Annotated in this window: 18 protein-coding genes; 9 read left to right on the top strand and 9 right to left on the bottom strand. The window is 36.2% G+C overall.

Going from position 1 to position 22,637, the window contains the following annotated elements:
* Positions 1 to 13: 13 nt before the first annotated feature.
* The 4 genes from nusA (at position 14) to truB (ending at position 5,570) form a co-directional block, all read left to right on the top strand.
* On the top strand, positions 14 to 1,489 hold the full coding sequence (nusA, locus tag H3T80_RS00430; RefSeq protein WP_198199150.1) for a transcription termination factor NusA: 1,476 nt from the start codon (positions 14 to 16) through the stop codon (positions 1,487 to 1,489).
* A 17-nt stretch (positions 1,490 to 1,506) separates the two neighbouring features.
* On the top strand, positions 1,507 to 4,158 hold the full coding sequence (infB, locus tag H3T80_RS00435) for a translation initiation factor IF-2 (protein ID WP_198199151.1): 2,652 nt from the start codon (positions 1,507 to 1,509) through the stop codon (positions 4,156 to 4,158).
* A 66-nt stretch (positions 4,159 to 4,224) separates the two neighbouring features.
* The gene (rbfA, locus tag H3T80_RS00440) at positions 4,225 to 4,602 is read left to right on the top strand and encodes a 30S ribosome-binding factor RbfA (protein WP_110448319.1); all 378 of its coding nucleotides are present in this window, start codon (positions 4,225 to 4,227) and stop codon (positions 4,600 to 4,602) included.
* A gap of 65 nt (positions 4,603 to 4,667) precedes the next feature.
* Entirely contained in the window at positions 4,668 to 5,570 is a 903-nt protein-coding gene (truB, locus tag H3T80_RS00445; protein ID WP_198199152.1) for a tRNA pseudouridine(55) synthase TruB, read from the top strand.
* Positions 5,571 to 5,600: 30 nt separating this feature from the next.
* Here truB and H3T80_RS00450 read toward each other — a convergent pair whose 3' ends face one another.
* On the bottom strand, positions 5,601 to 6,650 hold the full coding sequence (locus tag H3T80_RS00450) for a LacI family DNA-binding transcriptional regulator (RefSeq protein ID WP_198199153.1): 1,050 nt from the start codon (positions 6,648 to 6,650) through the stop codon (positions 5,601 to 5,603).
* Between the two features lie 179 nt (positions 6,651 to 6,829).
* On the opposite strand from H3T80_RS00450, the gene H3T80_RS00455 reads away from it, so the two are divergent.
* Genes H3T80_RS00455 through dnaB form a run of 3 tightly spaced genes read left to right on the top strand, consistent with a single transcriptional unit; the run spans position 6,830 to position 10,101 of the window.
* Positions 6,830 to 7,849: an aspartate-semialdehyde dehydrogenase gene (locus H3T80_RS00455; RefSeq protein WP_198199154.1), complete on the top strand. Its 1,020-nt coding sequence runs from the start codon at positions 6,830 to 6,832 to the stop codon at positions 7,847 to 7,849.
* The gene (gene truA / locus H3T80_RS00460; protein WP_086363187.1) at positions 7,836 to 8,627 is read left to right on the top strand and encodes a tRNA pseudouridine(38-40) synthase TruA; all 792 of its coding nucleotides are present in this window, start codon (positions 7,836 to 7,838) and stop codon (positions 8,625 to 8,627) included. Before H3T80_RS00455 ends, truA begins: the two co-directional genes overlap by 14 nt.
* Before the next feature lie 49 nt (positions 8,628 to 8,676).
* Positions 8,677 to 10,101, top strand: a complete 1,425-nt coding sequence (gene dnaB / locus H3T80_RS00465; RefSeq protein ID WP_232350066.1) for a replicative DNA helicase — start codon at positions 8,677 to 8,679, stop codon at positions 10,099 to 10,101.
* Between the two features lie 59 nt (positions 10,102 to 10,160).
* Here the strand turns inward: dnaB and H3T80_RS00470 are convergent, their stop codons facing one another.
* The 5 genes from H3T80_RS00470 to H3T80_RS00490 all read right to left on the bottom strand — a co-directional run bounded on the left by H3T80_RS00470 (position 10,161) and on the right by H3T80_RS00490 (position 16,120).
* Positions 10,161 to 10,997, bottom strand: coding sequence for a metal ABC transporter permease (locus H3T80_RS00470; protein WP_110448314.1), 837 nt, complete (start codon positions 10,995 to 10,997; stop codon positions 10,161 to 10,163).
* Positions 10,994 to 11,860: a metal ABC transporter permease gene (locus tag H3T80_RS00475; RefSeq protein WP_198199156.1), complete on the bottom strand. Its 867-nt coding sequence runs from the start codon at positions 11,858 to 11,860 to the stop codon at positions 10,994 to 10,996. The genes H3T80_RS00470 and H3T80_RS00475 overlap by 4 nt, the downstream gene beginning before the upstream one ends.
* On the bottom strand, positions 11,861 to 12,757 hold the full coding sequence (locus H3T80_RS00480; protein WP_198199157.1) for a manganese/iron ABC transporter ATP-binding protein: 897 nt from the start codon (positions 12,755 to 12,757) through the stop codon (positions 11,861 to 11,863).
* Entirely contained in the window at positions 12,757 to 13,635 is an 879-nt protein-coding gene (locus tag H3T80_RS00485; protein WP_363317467.1) for a metal ABC transporter substrate-binding protein, read from the bottom strand. The genes H3T80_RS00480 and H3T80_RS00485 overlap by 1 nt, the downstream gene beginning before the upstream one ends.
* 388 nt (positions 13,636 to 14,023) lie before the next feature.
* On the bottom strand, positions 14,024 to 16,120 hold the full coding sequence (locus H3T80_RS00490) for an autotransporter outer membrane beta-barrel domain-containing protein (RefSeq protein WP_198199159.1): 2,097 nt from the start codon (positions 16,118 to 16,120) through the stop codon (positions 14,024 to 14,026).
* Between the two features lie 222 nt (positions 16,121 to 16,342).
* Between H3T80_RS00490 and H3T80_RS00495 the strand changes: the two genes are divergently transcribed.
* Both H3T80_RS00495 and H3T80_RS00500 read left to right on the top strand, forming a co-directional pair.
* Positions 16,343 to 17,266, top strand: coding sequence for an L-lactate dehydrogenase (locus H3T80_RS00495; RefSeq protein ID WP_198199160.1), 924 nt, complete (start codon positions 16,343 to 16,345; stop codon positions 17,264 to 17,266).
* Positions 17,267 to 17,780: 514 nt separating this feature from the next.
* Entirely contained in the window at positions 17,781 to 18,431 is a 651-nt protein-coding gene (locus H3T80_RS00500) for a hypothetical protein (protein WP_198199161.1), read from the top strand.
* Positions 18,432 to 18,527: 96 nt separating this feature from the next.
* Here H3T80_RS00500 and H3T80_RS00505 read toward each other — a convergent pair whose 3' ends face one another.
* From H3T80_RS00505 to ilvD, 3 genes are all read right to left on the bottom strand, one after another.
* Positions 18,528 to 19,037, bottom strand: coding sequence for a CbrC family protein (locus H3T80_RS00505; RefSeq protein ID WP_198199162.1), 510 nt, complete (start codon positions 19,035 to 19,037; stop codon positions 18,528 to 18,530).
* A gap of 189 nt (positions 19,038 to 19,226) precedes the next feature.
* On the bottom strand, positions 19,227 to 20,765 hold the full coding sequence (gene ilvA, locus H3T80_RS00510) for a threonine ammonia-lyase, biosynthetic (protein ID WP_294911959.1): 1,539 nt from the start codon (positions 20,763 to 20,765) through the stop codon (positions 19,227 to 19,229).
* 1 nt (position 20,766) lies between these two features.
* Positions 20,767 to 22,617 (bottom strand): dihydroxy-acid dehydratase, encoded by a 1,851-nt coding sequence (ilvD, locus tag H3T80_RS00515; protein ID WP_065614101.1) that lies wholly within the window; start codon positions 22,615 to 22,617, stop codon positions 20,767 to 20,769.
* Positions 22,618 to 22,637: the final 20 nt, after the last annotated feature.

Genomic DNA, 22,637 nt, shown 5'->3' on the forward strand with positions numbered 1-22,637 from the left:
ACAGGTGTAAAGGATGAATAAAGAAATTTTAGCTGTTGTTGAAGCAGTATCTAATGAAAAAGCACTTACCCGAGATAAGATTTTCGAAGCGCTTGAAACCGCATTAGCGACGGCCACTAAAAAGAAACATACTGTTGATATCGATGTTATTGTAAAAATCGATCATAAAACTGGTGATTATGATACGTTCCGTCGTTGGTTAGTGGTAAATGAAGTAACTCAACCTACCAAAGAAATAACCCTTGCAGCAGCACAGTTTGAAGAGCCTGATGTAAAATTAGGTGATTACGTAGAAGAACAAATTGAGTCAGTCGCGTTTGACCGTATTACAACTCAAACCGCTAAACAAGTTATTGTCCAAAAAGTACGTGAAGCTGAGCGTGCAATGGTGATTGACATGTTTAGAAACCGAATCGGTGATATCGTTACTGGTATTGTTAAAAAGACCAATCGTGATAGCGTTATCCTCGATTTAGGTAATAACGCTGACGCAATGATGTCTCGCCATGATATGTTACCTCGTGAAAATTTCCGAATTGGTGATCGTGTGCGAGGTATTTTATATCTTGTTGAACAAGATAATAAACCAGCACAACTTTGTGTTAGCCGTTCAAATCCGAAAATGATGGAAGAGTTATTCCGCATTGAAGTGCCGGAAATCGGTGAAGAGATGATAGACATTAAAGGTGTATCTCGTGATCCAGGTTCTCGTGCTAAAATTGCTGTTAGCAGTAACGATCGTCGTATTGATCCTGTTGGTGCTTGTGTTGGTATGCGAGGCGCTCGTGTTCAAGCGGTTTCAAATGAATTTGGTGGTGAGCGTATCGATATTGTTCTTTGGGATGATAATCCTGCACAATATGTTATCAATGCTATGGCGCCAGCCGATGTTGTGTCAATCGTGGTTGATGAAGATAAACACACTATGGATGTCGCAGTTAATGCTGAAACATTACCACAAGCAATTGGTCGTAATGGACAAAATATTCGTTTAGCATCACAACTTACTGGTTGGACGTTAAATGTTATGAGCACAGAAGATTTGCAAGAAAAACATCAAGCAGAATCTTTTGCAGCAATTAATAATCTAATGAAACATTTAGATATTGAAGAAGATCTTGCCCAGCTTTTAGTTGAAGAAGGTTTTACTTCATTAGAAGAACTAGCTTATGTACCAGTTGAAGAGTTATTAGAAATTGATGAACTTGATGAAGAGCTGGTTGAAGCATTAAGAAATCGAGCAAAAGATGCATTAACAACTATCGCTCTTGCTCATAGTGGTGATAAACGACCTGCTCAAGATTTATTAGATCTACCAGGTATGACACAAGAATTAGCCTATCAATTAGCACAACGAGATGTGGTAACTTTAGAAGATTTAGCTGAACAAGGTACAGATGATCTTGCGGATATTGAAGGTTTAACAAGCACACAAGCTGGCGATTTTATTATGGCTGCCCGTAATATTTGTTGGTTTGCAAATGAATAATTGAGGGAAAGTAATACATGACCAAAGTATCAATCGAAACACTGGCTCAAGAGATAAAAACTCCAGTGGAAACGCTTTTGCAACAGTTTGCTGATGCTGGTATTAAAAAAACTGCATCTGATTCTGTTACCCAAAAGGAAAAAGAAGCTTTGCTTGCGCATTTAAATCCTCAGCAAGGCCCAACAAAATTAACACTACAACGTAAAACACATTCAACATTGAATGTGTCAAGTGGCGGTGGTAAAAGCAAAGAAATTAAAGTTGAAGTTCGTAAAAAACGAACTATTGTTAAACAAGATCCAGCTGAATTAGAAAAAGCACGTCTTGAAGCAGAACAAAAAGCGCAACAAGAAGCTGAGTTAAAAGCGCGTAAAGAAGCCGAAGAAAAGGCAAAATTAGCTGCTGAAGAACAAAAGAAACGTGAAGAAGCAGAAGCTAAAAAGCGTAGTCAAGAACAAAAGGCTAAAGCAGCTCAAGAACAAGCAGCTGATCCAAAAGTGAAAAAAGCACAAGAAGAAAAAGCACGTTTAGAAGCTGAAGCTAACGAAATTAAACGTAAAGCTGAAGAAGAAAACCGCCGTAAACTTGAAGAAGAAGCCAAACGTATGGCGGAAGAAGCGCGTAAACTTGCTGAACAATATAACGAAACAGAAGAAATCAATAATAACAGTGATGATGAAGATTATCACGTAACTACTTCTAAATATGCTCGTGCTGCTGAAGATGATACCGATCGTGAAGTCGAAGGCGGTCGAGGTCGTGGTCGTGGTACTAAACAGACTAAACAGAAAAAAGCCAGCAAATTATCTGAAGGTAAAGCTGAACGTGAAGAAGCTCGAGCTGTCACTCGTGGTAACCACAAGAAAAAAGGCAAAAGTACTTTACAGCAAGGTTTTAATAAACCAGTTCAGGCTGTTAACCGAGATGTAGTTATTGGTGAAACCATTACTGTTGCCGAACTAGCCAACAAAATGGCTGTAAAAGGTTCAGAAGTTATCAAAACCATGATGAAAATGGGGGCAATGGCAACTATTAATCAGGTTATTGACCAAGAAACAGCACAATTGGTTGCTGAAGAAATGGGACACAAAGTGGTACTTCGTCGTGAAAACGAACTTGAAGAATCACTAATGAGCGACCGTGATACAGGTGCAGAAAAAGTTTCACGTGCTCCAGTTGTGACTATCATGGGACATGTTGACCATGGTAAAACATCACTTCTTGACTATATTCGTAAAGCGAAAGTTGCTTCAGGTGAAGCAGGTGGTATTACTCAGCATATTGGTGCTTACCATGTTAAAACCTCAAGTGGTGAAATCACTTTCTTAGATACTCCGGGCCATGCTGCATTTACTTCAATGCGTGCTCGTGGTGCTAAAGCAACGGATATCGTGGTATTAGTTGTTGCAGCAGATGATGGTGTTATGCCACAAACCATCGAAGCGATTCAACATGCTAAAGCCGCTAATGTACCAATTGTCGTTGCGGTTAACAAAATTGATAAACCTGAAGCCGATCCAGATCGTGTTAAAGGCGAACTAGCTCAATATGGCGTTATGTCAGAAGATTGGGGTGGAGATACTCAATTCGTTCATGTTTCAGCAAAAGCGGGAACGGGTATTGACCAATTATTAGAAGCGATTCTGTTACAAGCGGAAGTTCTTGAGCTTACTGCTTATGAAACGGGTATGGCTAGTGGTGTGGTTATTGAATCATTCCTTGATAAAGGTCGTGGTTCAGTAGCAACTGTGCTGGTTCAATCAGGTACTTTACGTAAAGGCGATATTGTACTGTGTGGTTTCGAATATGGCCGTATTCGTGCGATGCGTAACGAATTAGGTAAAGAAGTTACTGAAGCTGGTCCTTCAATTCCGGTAGAGATTTTAGGTCTTTCTGGTGTACCGTCAGCAGGTGATGAAGCGACAGTTGTTCGAGATGAAAAGAAAGCTCGTGAAGTAGCCCTATATCGTCAAGGTAAATTCCGTGATGTTAAACTAGCTCGTCAACAGAAAGCTAAACTTGAAAACATGTTTACTAACATGACTGAAGGTGATGTATCTGAACTTAATATCGTCCTTAAAGCTGACGTACAAGGTTCCGTTGAAGCAATTTCTGATTCATTACTTAAACTATCTACTGATGAAGTTAAAGTTAAAATCATTGGTTCAGGTGTAGGTGGTATTACTGAAACTGACGCATCACTTGCTGCAGCATCTAATGCAATCATTTTAGGTTTCAACGTTCGTGCTGATGCATCTGCGCGTAAAGTTGTAGAGGCTGAAAACTTAGACCTACGTTATTATTCAGTTATTTATGATCTTATTGATGAAGTAAAACAAGCAATGAGCGGTATGCTTGCTCCAGAATATAAGCAAGAAATTATTGGTCTTGCCGAAGTCCGTGATGTCTTTAAATCACCTAAATTTGGAGCAATTGCTGGTTGTATGGTTACTGAAGGCGTGGTTAAGCGTCATAATCCAATTCGTGTATTACGTGATAACGTGGTTATCTATGAAGGCGAACTTGAATCATTACGTCGCTTCAAAGATGATGTTAACGAAGTTCGTAATGGTATGGAATGTGGTATTGGTGTTCGTAACTACAACGATGTTCGTGTTGGTGATAATATCGAAGTCTTTGAAACTGTTGAAATCAAACGTACTATTTAATTAATACGTTAACATGTTATAAGCAAGGTTTTAGCCTTGCTTATTCACATTTTAAGGAAAATAGATATGGCAAAAGCATTTAATCGATCATCTCGAGTTGGACATGAATTACAAAAAGAGATTGCGATTATTTTACAGCGTGAAATCAAAGATCCACGCTTAGGAATGGTGACTGTTTCTGGTGTAGAGATTTCACGTGATCTCTCTTATGCCAAAGTATTTGTCACTTTTTTAAATGATGATGATCCACAAGTTATTGAACAAGGATTGAATGTCTTAAATGATGCAAAAGGGTATATTCGAACGTTGATCGGTAAAGCTATGCGTTTACGAATTATTCCTGAAATTAAATTCTTTTATGACGAATCGCTTGTCAAAGGTATGCAGATGTCTAGTTTAGTCTCTGATGTGATTAAGCAAGACAACGAACGTCATAAAGATTAATAATTAAAAGCACTCAATTTTTGTAAAAATATTGAGGAGTGTTATCCGTTTCAATTTAAATATCTATGATGAATATAAAAAAAATTCGCCGTGATGTTCACGGCGTTTTGTTATTAGACAAACCACAAGGCATGACATCAAATGATGCCTTACAAAAAGTGAAAAGACTATTTAATGCTAAAAAGGCTGGTCATACTGGTGCTCTCGATCCTTTAGCAACAGGAATGTTACCGATTTGTTTTGGCGAAGCAACTAAATTTTCACAATACTTATTAGATTCTGACAAGCGTTATCGAGTAATTGCTAAATTGGGTGAGCGTACAGACACATCTGATGCTGATGGGCAAATAATCTGTAACAAATCCGTTGATGTTACTCAACTTCAAATTGAGCAAGCATTAACTCATTTTCGTGGTGATATTTTACAAGTTCCCACCATGTTTTCTGCTTTAAAATATCAAGGTAAGCCGCTTTATGAATATGCTCGTCAAGGTATTGTCATTGAACGGGAAGCCAGACCGATCACGGTTTACGAAAACCAGTTTATTCAATATGATTCGGCTAAACAGGAATTAACGTTAGAGATCCATTGTTCAAAAGGGACTTATATCCGTACTATCATTGATGATTTAGGTGAATTACTCGGTTGTGGAGCCCATGTGATTTATTTAAGACGTTTACAAGTGTCAAATTATCCAATCGATAAAATGATTGGCTTGGATGAGTTAGAAAATATTACTGATAAAACACAATTACTCATGCCGGTAGATAGTCCATTACAAGATAGTCCGAAAGTGCAATTGAATGATAGCCAAGGTAGCGATATCTTATTAGGTAGAACTATCAAATTAGCTGACAGTGTAGCAGTAGAAACTTTAGTTAGAATTTATCAAGATCAGCAATTTATTGGTGCAGGTATACAACTATTGGATAAATTGTCACCTAAAAGATTGATTTCAACTTCTTAACTTTTTTAACTACCTTTTATTAACAAATAATTAGTTGATAAAAAAAGCTTCGGTTTCAATAATATGGCATCGTGCTAACGATGTCATATTTTGTTTAAGTAAATCACAAAGTAAGTGTACTGATTTATTGCCCATCTCATAGAGTGGTTTGTTAATTCTATTCAATTTATCCAAGTCATTATATTGATACTCATTGCTATGGCTAATATAAGCAATTGACAGTGATTTTAACTGATTTGATTGGCCTTTATTGATTTGATGTAAGGCACCAAATAGAGAACGATAACAAGATAAATAATTTTGTGCATGATAACTATCTGAATTGAAGAAAGATAAACTGCTTAAATCTTCAAAAATAATAGCTGTTGGTGGTTTATTACTATTTAATAAAGTTTTAATTGCATCTCGACCATGTTCATAAGTTAAACAGCCTTGAATGATATAGTCAGAATCAATTGGTAAATTATGTCGTTGTAAGGATTGTTGATAACCTTGTAGGAAAAACGATGAGTTGATGCTTTTATCGCTATTAACAAAAATAGCGATCCGTTGGTTGCCTTTTTTAATTAAATATTGCGTTGTTTTAAAACCAATGGTGAGATGATCAAAATAGACACAAGAAAAATTATGTTTAAAATGATTCACAAATACCATTGGTGGTAATGATTTTTTATAACTATACAGATTGTCTAAATAAGGTGCTTGATTAATTATTAAAATACCAATAAAGCGATTTTGAGTAATGTACTGAATCAAATGATAAATATCACAGTCGTCTTGGTAAGAAAATTGTAAATAACAAAATTGTAATTTAACTTCACATAAAGCTTGTTCAATACCAAAATTGATTAAACTTTTTGAAATAAGTTGATTATCAATAATTAATATTCTATTGCTGGAATGATTGAGTTGGTAGTCTTTCAAGTTTTCAGACAAATCAACATTTAAATCTTTCATAGCTTGATAAACAACAGATTGGGTTTGTGACGATGTCATATTAGGAGTTCTTAGTACTCTAGATACAGATGCTACTGAAACCTTAGCTTTTTTTGCAATCGCTGATAAAGTGATTTTTGCCATAATTTTCACTGCAATCGAATAACTGATAAAATCACTTTAACGAACAACAGCGAAATTGTAATTAGCTAATATCTATTTTTTCGAGCAATATTCCAAAGTTAGAAAACATCTTTTTTGCAAAATCTTTGGCAATATAGTGGTATAATTACTGCCATATTTTTTTAATTTGGGTTTAATATATGACTGCATGGAATATAGCTATTGTTGGTGCAACAGGGCAAGTAGGCTCTGCGTTGGTTGAGTTATTGCAAGAACATAGCTTACCAAAAAAAAGTTTTGAAATTGATAATCTTTACCTAGTTGGTAGTGATAACAGCGCTGGCGAAGTGGTGCGTTTTGCTGGTAAAAATTTAACGGTTATTGATAGTGAGCAGATGGATTGGAGTCAATGTCATTTTGCTTTTTTTGTTGCCGGCAGTAAAACCAGTGAAAAATATGCTCAAACAGCAACGCAAGCAGGCTGTATTGTTATTGATGCTAGTGGTTTTTTTGCTGATCAGGATCATATTCCATTAATTGTACCGAAAGTAAATGACAGTGTACTCACCGAATATCGCAATGAAAACATTATAGCTGTTGCTAGCCCTACCGTTTCACAATTACTACGCTGTGTTGCTTCGCTAACCGATATTCAGTTATTGACTAATTTACATTTAAGTAGTTTTATTCCTTCTTCATTATATGGCAAACCAGGTGTTGACGAACTTGCTGGGCAAAGTGCTCGGTTACTAAATGGTATGCCTGTTGATAATCAACTGTTTGACAATCAACTTGCTTTTAATTTGTTACCTGTTTCTCATGAGTCTGACCACTTAAGTTTAGGTGAACACTCACAAATTAATCAAATTCGTAAAGTGATAAGCAATTATGATTTACCTATCTCTATTGAATCAGTTATTGTTCCCGTATTTTATGGATTGGCCCAAGCAGTTAATGTTTCAAGCAGTTTACCAATTGAATTAGATATGGCCCGTTTTGGTGAATTTGGCGTTGAAGTAAAAAGTGAAGATTTACCAACACCGGTAACCGAAGTAAATACTGATTCTGAAAGTAATCTGACGATCAAACTTGCTAATTTACGACACAGTTATGGTAATTATGAGCAAATTCAATTTTGGTCAGTGGCGGATAATGTCCGTTATTTAGGTGGTTTAATGTTAATCGAGACGTTAGAGATCTTAATTAATGACTACCTGTAAGATTGCCTTAGGTATTGAATATGATGGTAGCGGTTATTTTGGTTGGCAACGTCAACAGCATGTTGATTCAGTACAACAAAGATTAGAATCAGCCTTGTCAGTAATCGCTAATGAACCTATCGCGGTATTTTGCGCAGGGAGAACTGATGCCGGAGTCCATGCAACAGGGCAAGTAATTCATTTTGAAACCACTGCTCAGCGTGCTGAAGGAGCATGGACAATGGGAGTCAATTCACATCTTCCTGACAATATCGCTGTACGCTGGGCAAAAAGTGTTGATGATAGTTTTCATGCTAGATTTAGCGCAACAGCTCGCCGTTATCGATATATCATTTATAATCATCGTTATCGTCCGGCTATTTTAGCTAAAGGTGTGTCACATTATTATTTGCCATTAAATGAAAAACTCATGCATCAAGCAGCACAATATTTATTAGGTGAAAATGACTTTTCATCATTTAGAGCTGCGCAATGTCAGTCACGGACTCCATGGCGTAATATTCACCATATTGAAGTTACAAGACAGGGTGAATATGTTGTTGTCGATATTAAAGCTAATGCTTTTGTTCACCATATGGTGCGTAATATTGTTGGCAGTTTGTTGGAAGTTGGTGCTGGTAACCAATCACCACAATGGATCGAAGCTTTATTAGTGGCAAAAGATCGTACCCAAGCAGCAGCAACGGCAAAACCTGAAGGATTATATTTGGTTCAGGTGGATTATCCATTAGAATATCAAATTCCTAATTGCGCTTTAGGTCCATTATTTATACAGTAAGCGAATTAGTTATAGGTTAAATTAATTTAAAAACACAAAGATGAATGCAATGAAAAATGATGAAACAAGTTCGAATAAAGAACTCAAAAATCAAGACGCAAAAAAATCAAAACTGCAAAATATAAAGTTGCCTCCTCATTCAATCGAGGCAGAACAAGCTGTGCTTGGTAGCCTAATGTTGGATAATCAACGTTGGGATGTTGTCGCAGAAATGATTACAGACCGTGATTTTTATTCTCGTCATCATCAATTAATATTTTCAGAAATGCATACCTTAGTCAGTCGTGGCACTCCGATAGATTTAATAACACTTTCTGAAAGTTTAGAAAGTAAGGATTTGCTGATCGATGTTGGTGGATTTGCCTATTTAGCTGAACTTTCTAAAAATACCCCTAGTGCGATTAATGTGGTTGCATATACCGATATTATTCGTCAACAAGCTATATTGCGTGAACTGATTAGTGCTTCAAATGAAATAGCCGACAACTGCTATTCAACTGAAGGTCGAGATAGTACGGAAATTTTAGACTTAGCTGAAAGCAAAATTTTCCAAATTGCCGAAAGTCGTACCAAGCAAGGTGAAGGGCCTAAAAATATTACCGATGTGCTTGAAGCTACGGTAGCAAAAATTGAAGAACTATTCCAACGCCCACATGATGGAGTGACTGGCGTATCAACAGGCTTCCTTGACCTAGACAAGAAAACCGCAGGTTTACAACGTTCAGATTTAATTATTATTGCTGCTCGTCCATCAATGGGTAAAACCACATTTGCTATGAATCTTTGTGAAAATGCCGCCATGATGCAAGAAAAACCGGTTCTTATTTTTAGTCTTGAGATGCCGTCAGAGCAAATTATGATGCGTATGTTAGCATCGCTATCACGTGTCGACCAAACTCGTATTCGTACTGGTCAACTACAAGATGATGACTGGGCTAGGATATCGAGCACTATGGGCTTACTCCTTGAGAAGAAAAATATCTATATCGATGACTCATCAGGATTAACACCTATGGAGTTGCGTTCACGAGCACGGCGAATCTATCGTGAACATAAAGGATTAAGTATGATCATGGTCGATTATTTACAGCTTATGCGTGTACCTAATATTTCTGAAAACCGAACACTTGAGATCGCTGAAATTTCACGCTCATTAAAAGCATTAGCAAAAGAATTGCAAATCCCAGTTGTTGCACTTTCTCAGCTTAACCGTAGCTTAGAGCAACGTGCCGATAAACGACCTGTTAACTCTGACTTACGTGAATCAGGATCTATTGAACAAGATGCTGACGTGATTATGTTTATCTATCGTGATGAAGTCTATAATGAAGCTTCGGAACATAAAGGTATTGCCGAAATCATTTTAGGTAAACAGCGTAATGGTCCAATAGGTAAAGTGAGATTAAAATTCCAAGGTCAATTTTCAAGATTTGATAATTATGCTGATGCCAGTAAATATTTAGATGATGAATAATAAAATCAACTAAATAACTAGTGTAAATGTGAAAAAATATAACATTTACACTAGAACAATTAACGCTTTATCTTATGGTTAGCATAGACTCGATAAAACTGAGCAACAATAAAGATAAACGCCTGTAAAATCACAATACAAGCACTGGTAGATGCATCTAAATGAAAACTGATTAATGTGCCCGTTACTGTCGAAAAAACCGATACAATCACGGCAATTATTAACATTTTCTCAAATCGTTTGGTTAATAAAAATGCAGTGATACCAGGTGCAATTAGCATTGCAATAACCAATATAACACCCGCGGCTTTTAGTGATCCAACAATGGTTAATGCTAAAATACTTAATAAACCGTAATGCAATAATTTAACAGGCAAACCTACCACTTTGGCTTGTACGGCATCAAAGCAGTACAACATTAAATCACGGCGCTTAACAATCACTATAACCGAAACAATGCCCGCAATAGCAATAATCTGTATTAATTCTTGATAACTAGTACCTAATACGCTACCAAATAGAATATGGTTTAAATGTTGGGATGTTTCAACTTTAGAAAATAGCACCAAGCCAAAAGCAAACATTCCCGAAAAAACAATACCCATCACGGTATCTTCTTTAATTCGACTGTTTTCCTTAATATAACCGGTGGCGACAGAACAAAATAATCCTGAAGTAAACGCACCTATCATTAGGGGGATTCCAATTAAATAAGCGAGTACAATACCAGGTAATACTGCATGAGAAATAGCATCCCCCATTAATGACCAGCCTTTTAATACTAAAAAGCACGATAGCAAAGCACAAACAATCCCCGTAGCTAAGGCAGCCAGAATAGCACGTTGAACAAAAGGAATTGTTAGGGGATGATAAATAAGCTCCCATAACATAGTCATACCACTCCCCCTTTAATGCGTCTTGCTTGTCTAATTCGACGACGGTTGGAAATCAATCCTTGTCTTGGTGCAAAGAAGAAAGCAGTCAAAAAGATTAAGGTTTGTAGTGTCACAATCACGCCACCGGTTTCGCCATTTAAAAAATAACTTATCCAAGCGCCAATTGCACTAGTTGATGCACCAATAACCACAGAAATAATTAATAACCTTGTAAACCTATCAGTGAGTAAGTAAGCGGTTGCGCCTGGCGTTACCACCATCGCAATGACTAATATTGCCCCCACAGTTTGCAGAGCTGCAACCGTACAAGCACTTAAAATAGTGAAAAATAGAATCTTTAATGGTAATGGTTTTAAACCAATAGAGCGTGCATGTGTTTCATCAAAAAACACCACTAACAGATCTTTCCAGAATAAGAATAACAAAATAAACGAAACCAGAATGATGATTTGCACTTGTCTCATATCACTATCATCAATTCCCAAAATATTCCCAAAAATAATGGTTTGAGCATTAATTGAGGTTGGATTTAATGAGATGATTAAAAGGCCAATAGCAAAAAAGGTGGAAAAGATAAAACCTATAATTGCATCTTCTTTTAAACGGGTAAAAGCACGGACAATGATTATTGATAAAGCTGCCAACAAGCCTGTAAAAAACGCCCCAACCGAATAAGGGTAGCCGATCGCATAGGCACCAGCTACACCAGGTACTACAGAGTGGGAAAGGGCATCACCCATTAAAGACCAGCCTTTTAACATCAAAAACGCCGATAAAAATGCACAAGCGGCGCCAACTATACTACTTACCCAAATTGCTTTTAACATAAAGCCATAGGTAAAAGGTTCCAGAAGTAGTTCCATTTAGTTTTGCCCTTTAGGTTCAATTATCGTTGGTTCGACTAATAAATCTTGATGAGGTGAACTATCACTACCTTCACCGTAAAATACAGCAGCACGTTCGTCATCAGTTAAAATCGACATCTTGCGAGGATCTTCATCCTCATGCAATTGTTCACCTGACAAGCTTAAATAACGTAATGCACCACCAAAAGTAGTCATCAAATTTTGTGGTGTAAAGGTGGTTTTTGTTTCGCCAAAAGCCAATACGGTTTGGTTAATTAACACCACTTGATCACAAAATTCAGGTACGCTACCTAAATTGTGAGTAGAAACCAAAATTAAATGGCCTTCATCACGAAGATCTTTAAGCAGATCGATAATAGCATTTTCTGTTTTAACATCGACGCCGGTAAATGGCTCGTCTAACAACAATACCTTACCTTGCTGAGCTAAAGCTCTTGCTAAAAAAACACGTTTTTTTTGACCACCAGAAAGTTGACCAATCTGGCGATGTTTAAAATCCAACATATTGACCCGTTCTAGCGCCAAATCGACTTGTCTTTTGTCCTCTTTACTTGGTATTCGCAAAAAAGACATGTGACCATAGCGTCCCATCATTACCACATCAGAAACTAAAACCGGAAAATCCCAATCGACTTCCTCTGTTTGTGGAACATAGGCAATAATATTTTGCTTCAATGCTTGTTTTACCGAAATATTATTAAAAGTCACTTGTCCTTTAGTTGGTTTTATCATTCCCATAATGCTTTTAAATAGTGTTGATTTACCACTACCATTAACGCCAACCAGCGCACAGATTGTGCCACCATTTAAACGAAAGCTTGCATCATGAATTGCGGTGTGACCGTTATTATAAGTCACGGTAATATCATCAACATTTAAGCAAATTTGAGTCATTATTTTTCAAATCCTTTAGCGATTGTTTCAACAGTCACTTTTAATAAATCGATATAAGTTGGTACTGGGCCATCTTGAGTTGAAAGTGAATCAACATATAACACACCACCGTATTTAGCACCGGTTTCTTTGCTGACTTGTTTAGCAGGTTTATCTGAAATGGTGCTTTCACTAAATAAGACAGGGATATTATTCGCTCGAACTAAGTCAATAAGATTCTTAACTTGTTTGGGAGTACCTTGTTGTTCCGCATTAATTGGCCATAAGTAAGCTTCTTTAAGATTATAATCACGAGCTAAATAACTGAATGCCCCTTCACTGGTGACTAACCAACGTTGTGATTCTGGAATTTTAGCTAAACGCTCACGAAGTGGGGCATCTAGCGCTTTAATTTTAGCTACATAATCTGCGGCATTCTTATTATAAATTTCGGCATTTTTAGGATCATATTTAACAAAAGCGGCTCGAATATTTTCAATATAGGTTAAAGCTAAGGTTGGTGACATCCAAGCATGTGGATTTGGGTTACCTTTATAACTGCCTTCTTGAATTGGCATAGGATCGATTCCTTCTGTAACTACAACTGAAGGTACATCTTTAATATCCTCAAAAAAACGTTTAAACCAAAGTTCCAAATTTAAACCATTCCAAAGCACCAAATCGGCAGAGAGAGCTTTAGTAATATCTTTTGGGGTGGGATCGTATTCATGAATTTCGGCTCCTACCTTGGTAATGGATTCAACAATTGCAGCATCACCGGCAACGTTTTGGGCAATATCTTGAATGACGGTAAATGTGGTAACCACTTTAAATTTCTTTTCATCAGCCGATGCTGAATTAGCTAAGCCAGTTAAAACTAACAATGATGTTAATATCATATTTAATAACGTTTTGCGGCTTTTAAAAAAATTAAATTTCATTAGCGAATCCTTATTAATACTACTTGCTCAAGCTAGATCGAAATACAAAAATAAGTTATAGATAAAATTAGTCAGAAATGAATGAAATCCTTTTCTAAATAAATTATTAATAACAAAACCGTAACATTTAAATGTTAATGAGAATTATTATCATTTAATTAATGAAAGTCAAATTATTTTTTATAACTAATTCTATTAATGTTAAATAAAGATACAAAAAAAGCGTAGATAGATACATCTATTAGATTGATAGCTAATGTAGTGTTAAACTTAATGATAATTGAAAAATCACACGCTCAGTTAATCAGCGTGTGATTGATATGATCGATTTAAATAAAGTTATGCATTAGAACGAATAGCGGTAACCACCATTAACTTGTAATAAATCGAATTTATTCCCTGGTGAGCTTTCTAAATCTAAATAAATATTATGATTTTGATTTATTTGAGCGTTTATACCAACGCCATTATTCCACCAATTGCCTTTAAATGAATGGCTTTCTTTATGGTTATTTAGTTTATAGTAAGTATCACCATCAAACTCTCTTACAATACCGGTTTTAGCATAGAGATTGATGCTATTTTTATCTGATTTATATTCATAACCAAATAGAGCTGATGCTCGGCCTAGTAATGAATTATAATTGCCTAATTTAACATTAAGGCCATTAGAAGCATTAATCGTAGTACCATTTTGATGACTATATGATAACTGTGTTTGTGGTTCGATATAGAAATCATTAATTTTAAATTTCTGACCTAATTCCATTGATACACCAACTCCATTGGAATGTCCTGAACCTTGCACACGATTATTCGCTGTATCTCTAACTTTAAATTGATTTTTTAGACGGTCATATTTGGCAACACCATCAATATAAAAGCCACTATTATCTAAATAAGTTGCATATACACCGGTGTTAAATGAACGCAGTGAACCATCACCTTTACGATAATTTGGGTCACCATAAGTTTGTCCAACAAAAGCACCAATGACAAATGGTGAACTTTCAGATAACTGTTTGTCAGCCCCAAATTGGAAACCATGATAGCGCATATCGAATTGACTTAATTTACCACTTGAAAATGAATCTAATTTACCGGTGAAACCACGTAGCCAAACATCACCAAATTCACCACTAGTTCTCATATCACCTAAACGTTTTAAAAGGGTTTGAGTTTCAACATAGCTCATCAAATAGTTAGCATTAAGAAAACTAACACTCGCCATAGCCGATGAGGTAATCGGTTGTCCTGTGAGGACATAATCTTTCCCTTCTTTATTTAAACTATATTGATAACCACCGAGTTCTACATCATGATTAGTTTTAAATTCTGCTGTATTTGTCGCATTCTCATCGATTTCCACTAGAGTTAACTTTTCATTGCCAGTAGTTTTTGCAGAACCATTATTAATTAGGTTAATCGTATGGGTTCCTTCAGCTGAAACTGTTCGATTGGTATCAGATGATTTTGAGATAATAATTTTGTCGCTTTGTTGAGCGGCAATATCGGTACGTAAATTAAACGTCGAAGCTCCTTTTAAATTTTCGATAACAAGTTCACCGTAGTTATTACTTTTTGCAAAATTAGTGAAGGTTATATTTCCTTGTCCTGATAGTTCAGTAATATAAGAGTAGTCGCCTATAATTTCCCAAGAAGAGCCTTTGGCCAGATTTATTTTTATGATTCCTGTGGTATCTTGATTAGAATAGTCAATATCATCAGAGGGATCAAATGCTATGGCATTGCCAACAATTTTAGAGCCGGCGGCTAAATCCATAATTACCTTACCTCCATAATCAGCCCATATATCGCCTTTTATTATGGATTTATTTTTGATTTCTAATAATGCATCTCCATAAGATTCAATATTACCATTTATGTAAGAATCGCCATTAAATATTATATTTGTTCCTTCTCCTGCTAAGTAAATAGCATCAAAATTATTATCTATATGCGTTTCACCATTAAATACAAGTTTTCCACCCGTTATGTAAATTGTTTCATCATCATCATCATATTTGCTATCAACGCTTAAGTTTGCTTTGCCATTAATTATTACGGTACTATTTTTATTAGCTAAATTTATTGCGTACACATCTTCACCTTTTATTTTGATGTTTAGATCTTGTTCGAAGATGGTAGATGAAGGTGCCGTTATAGTTGGTAATATAAATCCTTGAACGCCGCTAATAAGAAAATTATTATCATCCGATAATTTATCTCTTGAGATGTTTATTGATACGTTTTTTTCAAAAACAGTTTCACTTCCAGAAGTTATATTTATGCCCGATGTAATCTTATTCTCAAATGTTTCAAAATCATGAGTAACTGGAATATTTACTTCATCAGTAAAAGTTTGTGTACCTTGTAAATTCAAAGCGTTAACCGTTAATGGCATAGCTAGGGATAATAGTGTAATTAGCTTCTTCTTTTTCATCTCTTTCCTCTTTTCTTTCCTTATATATTCCCAAACAGCTTAACAAAATGAAATAGGTTACTCAAATTAGTAATTGTTATTATCGAATAATTATTATTAAAAACGATTTATATCAACTATTAGTCGATCTTTGCTTATTAATGGTAAAGGTATATGATGGAGAAGTAATCAACGATATTTATACAACTTAAAAATCAGTAATTTAAAAAGGTGGATTTAAATATGAAACTACGTAAAGTAATGGTTATTGGTGTAGGTAATGTTGGTTCAACTACCGCTTATACATTGGTCAATCGTGGCTTTTGTGAAGAAATTGCACTGGTTGATCTTAATAAGGATTTAGCTTACGGGCATGGGCAAGATTTATTAGACGCCGCAGCATATCGACAAAATATGATTAAAGTCAGTTTGCGTGAATCGACTGACTGTGCGGATATTGATATTGCAGTCATTACTGTTACCTCCGGATTAGCGCAAAAAAGCAGGGCTGAAGAACTTGTAGGTACGTCTAAAATTATGGCTAATCTTATTCCTAGTATGATGAAAAGTGGCTTTAAAGGGATATTTTTAATTGCTACTAATCCGTGTGATGCGATTACTTATCAAGTGTGGAAGTTATCAGGTTTACCTCGTCATAGAGTTATTGGTACTGGTGTTTGGCTTGATACCGTGCGTTTACGACGGCTATTAGGAGAACAGATGGATATTGGACCACAAAGTATTGATGCATTTATTGTGGGCGAGCATGGTGATTCCCAATTTCCAGTTTGGTCACACTCATCGGTTTATGGTATCAATCTCAACGATTTAGAAAGTAAAAACATCGATTTTAATGATATTGGGCTAAAAGCAAAAAACAAAGGCTTTGAAATTGCCAAATATAAGCATTGTACTGAATATGGTATAGCTAGCACTATTGCAGAGATCTGCCAACATATTTTTACCAATAGTCACCGAGCATTAGCCCTTAGTTGCGTATTAGATGGTGAGTATGGCTGTAAAGATTTGGCAATAGGCGTACCGGCAATTTTGGATCAACATGGAATTAAAAAAGTTATTGAACTCAATTTTAATGACAACGAAAAAAAATTATTCACTAATAGTGTCGATATTGTGAAAGGATATATTGATCATATTAGTTTCTAATTGTTAAAAAATTTGAATATAGGGGCGTTTTCAGATTTATTATCAGTTATTGATTACGCCCAATGTTATCTCAATACAAATTATCTAATTAAGCTCTCAAATGAAATATTCAGTATATGATTTAGATTTTTTATCGTTGTTAAGGCAATTGATGTTTTCCATTTAAAATTTCATAATCCCTGTTGGATTGATCAATCGTATTAACTAAATCCTTAGTAGATAATCTTTATTGTTACATTCTAATTTTCATTATTTCAATGGGATCAACTGAAGTTGGTGGATAGTTTTGAATGGCATATTTTTCAGTTAATAATATTATTTTTATAACTATCATATAATTAAAAACTATTTACACAATTGCTACTATACAAAGTGTTTATTTGCCGATTTGATTGGAATCATTATTATGTAATATATCGTTATATATCTTAGTTATAATCTTAACTTTAATTATTACTAATTAAATCTAATTCAATAACCTTAATGAGATTGTTTTAATAAAAGGAAGTAATACATGAAAAAAGTACTTATGTCTTTAATGTCAGTGGTGTTATTAACTGGCTGTAAAGTTGAATTGGCTCCAACCGTAAATTTAAGCGACATAAATAGTGATACAGCGAAAACTATTTCATCAAAATTAATTGTAGAAGTGACAGCATGTGCTGATTATAAAGATTCTCGTAATGAATCATCTAGCTTAATCCAAGCTAAAAAGGGGATAACAGAAGTATTTGGTGATGCCAAATATATTGAATGTTATAGAGAAAAAATGGATTCAAAAGCGTTATTTGAAATTCCTATCACTGTTGGTGGTAAAGAGTTAACTGGTGATATACAATTAGCTAATGCCGATTTTGGTGGAGGTCTGGTGGTAAAAATGTCACCAAACTTAAAAACTAAAATTGACAAAGTCAGTAAGTCAGGAATGTCTAAAATACAGCCATCAGTAACAATAAAACTTAAAAATGATACTAGCGAAAATGTTGATATTGTTGCTCATGCATCATATCTAAATGGTAAGCCAATGACTGTATCGACTTACACACTGTTAGCTGGAAAAGAAAACACTTTTAAATTATCTGATGTTTCTGTGTCATCTGCATTTGATAATGGTGTATCAATTATTTATGAAGATTTAAGCAATAGAATGAAATTAGAAAAATAAGAACCTAACTAAATAATAAAACCCTCGCATGAGGGTTTTTTATTCTATAAATGCTAATTAAATTAGTTTACCAAATTCATCTATTAATAAATAATATTAATTTAAATCAATATGTAATCTCTTTTTTGAACAATGAAGACATTCAAATAAATATCCAATCATATCCCCATCTTTGGATAAATTGGCTTTAACAAAATCTGCAGAAAGTTCCTGTTGTTCTATATCTTTAATAAGCTCATCCCAAAAAGGTAATATCTCTTTTGCACCAACATAAGCTAAAAAAGCACATGGTTCATTACAATGTGATAGCCATACTTGTTGTTGCCAAGATATATAACTTGGTGTTCTATATAACACTTCATCAAGTTTATCCTTAGGTATAACTTCGACGCCAATATAATCATTGAATGAACCAGCAAATTTTTCCGCTGCTAGGCCATTAGCTATGCACCATGGGCAAATATATTCTGGTTCTTCTTCACTATAAAAATCTGCTGAATATTTAAGATGGCGTAATTGATTACAGACCGAGCACTCCCCCTCTTCATGAATAAATATATCAAGTTCGTAGGCATTAGGATGATATTTAAAGGTTGGGCGACACATAATTAATTTCCCATATTAAATGACTTAGTGCATATCTCATAATAATCGAAAGATAATTATTGGCAATAAAATGTGAGGAACGACGTTTTTTAGTCTATTTAATTGCCCAAAATTATCATTATGAATTAAAAAATTATGCTATTTATTAGGCAGAAAAAGTGCCCCTAATTTATTTTAGGGGCTGTTGAATTATTCATTGGTTAAGAATAATTTAAGTGATGGATTTTCAGTTTCATTATTAAAACCATAATCCAACTCGGTTAAATGTTTGACAAAGGTTGTATGGCTGGCTTTATCAATTTCAAAAGCAGCTAGTACTCGGCCATAATCGGTACCGTGACTACGATAATGGAACATTGATATATTCCAATTAGTACCTAGCGTTTGTAAAAACTTAAGCAATGCACCTTGTGATTCAGGAAACTCAAAACTGTAGACTTGTTCGTTAAGAGGTTGGCATGGTTTACCGCCAATCATATAACGAACATGTAGTTTGGCCATTTCGTCATCAGTGAGATCGACTACTTGATAACCAGCTGCGCTGAGTTCTTGCATGATTTCGTCTTTTTCATTGCTTCTAGCAATTTTAACACCAACAAAAACGCAAGCCGATTTATCGTCATGATAGCGGTAGTTGAATTCTGTGACTGCTCGTCCACCTAATAATTGGCAAAATTTTAAAAAGCTACCCTTTTGTTCAGGTATAGTTACCGCTAAGAGTACTTCACGTTTTTCACCTAATTCACAACGTTCAGATACATATCGTAGATTATGGAAGTTTAAGTTAGCGCCAGATAAAATATGGGCTAAATTTTCACCACAGATATTATTCTGTTCGACATACTTTTTAAGGCCAGCTAATGCTACTGCACCCGATGGTTCTGCAATGGCACGTACATCATCAAATAGATCTTTAACTGCCGCACAGATTTCATCGCTATCAACAGTAATGATATCGTCAATATATTGCTGACAGAGTCTAAATGTTTCATCACCAATTCGTTTAACTGCAACACCTTCAGCAAATAAACCAACCCGATCAAGATCGACTGGATGTCCTGCCACTAAAGCCGCTTTCAAGCAGGCAGCATCTTCAGGTTCAACTGCAATCACTTTGATTGATGGCATGATTTGCTTAATTAATACGGCAATACCGGCAGCGAGTCCGCCACCACCGACAGGCACAAAAATACGGTCAAGCTTGGCATTTTGTTGCAACAGTTCCATAGCTATACTGCCTTGACCTGCGATAACTAGTGGATGATCAAAAGGTGGAATAAATATCCGGTTTTGTTGCTTAGCCAGTTCCATTGCTTTGGCTTTAGCTTCATCAAAATTGGCTCCATAAAGTAGTACTTCACCACCAAAGCCTTTTACGGCTTCGACTTTGATATCAGCTGTATTTAATGGCATGACAATTAGCGATTTAATCCCTAATTTAGTTGCTGAAAATGCAACGCCTTGGGCATGATTACCGGCTGATGCGGCAACTACGCCGCATTCACGTTCTTCGGGGGTTAAGCTGGCTATCATGGCTTGAGCGCCACGAATTTTGAAACTGTGGACTAATTGACGATCTTCCCGTTTAACAAAAATTTGATTTTTTAAACGAGTGGATATTTTTTCCATATGTTCCAGTGGCGTCACTTGGGCGACATCATACACGGCACTGCATAGTGTAGCTTTTAAATAATCAGCGCCGGTTAGTTTGTTAGCTTGTTGATTCACATTAACCACCTAATTTGCTTTTATCACGTACCGCACCTTTGTCTGCACTAGTTGCTAAGCTAGCATAAGCTTTTAGTGCATATGAGACATAACGGTCACGATTATGAGGAGTAAAGGCTTTATCACCACGAGCAAGTTCTGCGACACGGCGACGTTCTAATTCATCTTCTGGTACGATGAGCTCTAATTTACGATTTGGGATGTCGATATCGATAATATCACCGTCACGCACAAGACCAATCACCCCACCATTAGCGGCTTCTGGTGAAATGTGACCAATAGATAATCCAGATGAACCACCAGAAAAACGGCCATCAGTGATTAATGCACAGGCTTTACCAAGCCCCATTGATTTTAAGTAACTTGTCGGATAAAGCATTTCTTGCATACCCGGCCCACCTTTTGGTCCTTCGTAAACAATTACTACCACATCGCCTGCCACTACTTTGCCACCTAAAATTGCATCAACGGCATCTTCTTGGCTTTCATAAACTTTGGCCGGACCACGGAAAACTAGGTTTTCGGCAGCAACACTGGCGGTTTTTACAATAGCGCCATCTTGGGCAACGTTACCATAAAGGGTTGCTAATCCACCATCTTGACTATAAGCATGTGCCTTATCACGAATACAGCCATTTTCACGATCATCATCTAAGCTATCCCAATAACAATCTTGAGAGAAGGCCTTGGTGGTGCGAATGCCTGCTGGACCACTGCGATACATTTTTTTAACGGCTTCGTCAGTTGTTTGCGTAATATCATATTTGGCAAAGGTTTCTTGTAAACTTAAACCAAGTACGTTATGTACGTTACGGTTTAGTAATCCTGCTTTGTCCAATTCAGACATGATAGATACCACACCTCCAGCACGGTGGACATCTTCCATATGATAAATTGCGGTACTTGGCGCAACTTTACATAAATGAGGAACTTTGCGTGATAATCTGTCGATGTCTGACATGGTAAAGTCTATTTCACCCTCTTGCGCTGTGGCAAGTAAATGTAATACGGTATTTGTTGAGCCACCCATGGCGATATCAAGAGACATAGCATTTTCATAAGCAGCTTTAGTTGCAATTGATCGAGGTAAATAAGCTACATCATCATGTTCGTAATACTGTTTGGTTATTTCAACAATGCGCTTAGCCGCATTTAAGAAAAGTTGTTCACGCTGTTTGTGGGTGGCAACCAGTGAGCCATTACCCGGTAAAGAGAGACCTAATGCTTCGGTTAAACAGTTCATTGAGTTAGCAGTAAACATCCCAGAGCATGATCCACAAGTCGGGCAGGCAGATTGTTCAATTGCCTCGCTGTCGGCATCGCTAACATTGGGGTTAGCACTTTGGATCATAGCATCAACTAAGTCGAGTTTGATGATTTGATCTGACAGTTTAGTTTTACCAGCTTCCATTGGACCGCCAGAGACGAACACAGTTGGAATGTTTAAACGCAGTGACGCCATTAACATCCCTGGGGTAATTTTGTCACAGTTTGAGATACAGATCATAGCATCAGCACAGTGTGCATTAACCATATATTCAACTGAATCGGCAATGAGTTCTCGAGATGGTAAGGAATAAAGCATACCACCATGGCCCATAGCGATACCATCATCAACAGCAATAGTGTTAAACTCTTTGGCAATACCACCACAAGCTTCAATTTCTTTTGCCACTAGTTGACCAATATCTTTTAAGTGGACATGGCCAGGTACGAATTGTGTGAATGAATTAACCACTGCAATGATGGGTTTACCAAAGTCTTCATTTTTTACGCCTGTTGCACGCCATAAGGCGCGGGCGCCTGCCATGTTGCGACCTTCAACTGAGGTTGCTGAACGATATTTAGGCATTTGTTGCTCCCAATTTTTCC

This window comes from Gilliamella sp. W8145 (assembly GCF_016101145.1).
GTDB lineage: Bacteria > Pseudomonadota > Gammaproteobacteria > Enterobacterales > Orbaceae > Gilliamella > Gilliamella apis_A.

Bases quoted from the DNA above. Each gene is read 5' to 3' on its own strand.
- nusA (WP_198199150.1), top strand. From the start codon at position 14: ATGAATAAAGAAATTTTAGCTGTTGTTGAAGCAGTATCTAATGAAAAA.
- infB (WP_198199151.1), top strand. From the start codon at position 1,507: ATGACCAAAGTATCAATCGAAACACTGGCTCAAGAGATAAAAACTCCA.
- rbfA (WP_110448319.1), top strand. From the start codon at position 4,225: ATGGCAAAAGCATTTAATCGATCATCTCGAGTTGGACATGAATTACAA.
- truB (WP_198199152.1), top strand. From the start codon at position 4,668: ATGATGAATATAAAAAAAATTCGCCGTGATGTTCACGGCGTTTTGTTA.
- H3T80_RS00450 (WP_198199153.1), bottom strand. From the start codon at position 6,650: ATGGCAAAAATCACTTTATCAGCGATTGCAAAAAAAGCTAAGGTTTCA.
- H3T80_RS00455 (WP_198199154.1), top strand. From the start codon at position 6,830: ATGACTGCATGGAATATAGCTATTGTTGGTGCAACAGGGCAAGTAGGC.
- truA (WP_086363187.1), top strand. From the start codon at position 7,836: ATGACTACCTGTAAGATTGCCTTAGGTATTGAATATGATGGTAGCGGT.
- dnaB (WP_232350066.1), top strand. From the start codon at position 8,677: ATGAAAAATGATGAAACAAGTTCGAATAAAGAACTCAAAAATCAAGAC.
- H3T80_RS00470 (WP_110448314.1), bottom strand. From the start codon at position 10,997: ATGACTATGTTATGGGAGCTTATTTATCATCCCCTAACAATTCCTTTT.
- H3T80_RS00475 (WP_198199156.1), bottom strand. From the start codon at position 11,860: ATGGAACTACTTCTGGAACCTTTTACCTATGGCTTTATGTTAAAAGCA.
- H3T80_RS00480 (WP_198199157.1), bottom strand. From the start codon at position 12,757: ATGACTCAAATTTGCTTAAATGTTGATGATATTACCGTGACTTATAAT.
- H3T80_RS00485 (WP_363317467.1), bottom strand. From the start codon at position 13,635: ATGATATTAACATCATTGTTAGTTTTAACTGGCTTAGCTAATTCAGCA.
- H3T80_RS00490 (WP_198199159.1), bottom strand. From the start codon at position 16,120: ATGAAAAAGAAGAAGCTAATTACACTATTATCCCTAGCTATGCCATTA.
- H3T80_RS00495 (WP_198199160.1), top strand. From the start codon at position 16,343: ATGAAACTACGTAAAGTAATGGTTATTGGTGTAGGTAATGTTGGTTCA.
- H3T80_RS00500 (WP_198199161.1), top strand. From the start codon at position 17,781: ATGAAAAAAGTACTTATGTCTTTAATGTCAGTGGTGTTATTAACTGGC.
- H3T80_RS00505 (WP_198199162.1), bottom strand. From the start codon at position 19,037: ATGTGTCGCCCAACCTTTAAATATCATCCTAATGCCTACGAACTTGAT.
- ilvD (WP_065614101.1), bottom strand. From the start codon at position 22,617: ATGCCTAAATATCGTTCAGCAACCTCAGTTGAAGGTCGCAACATGGCA.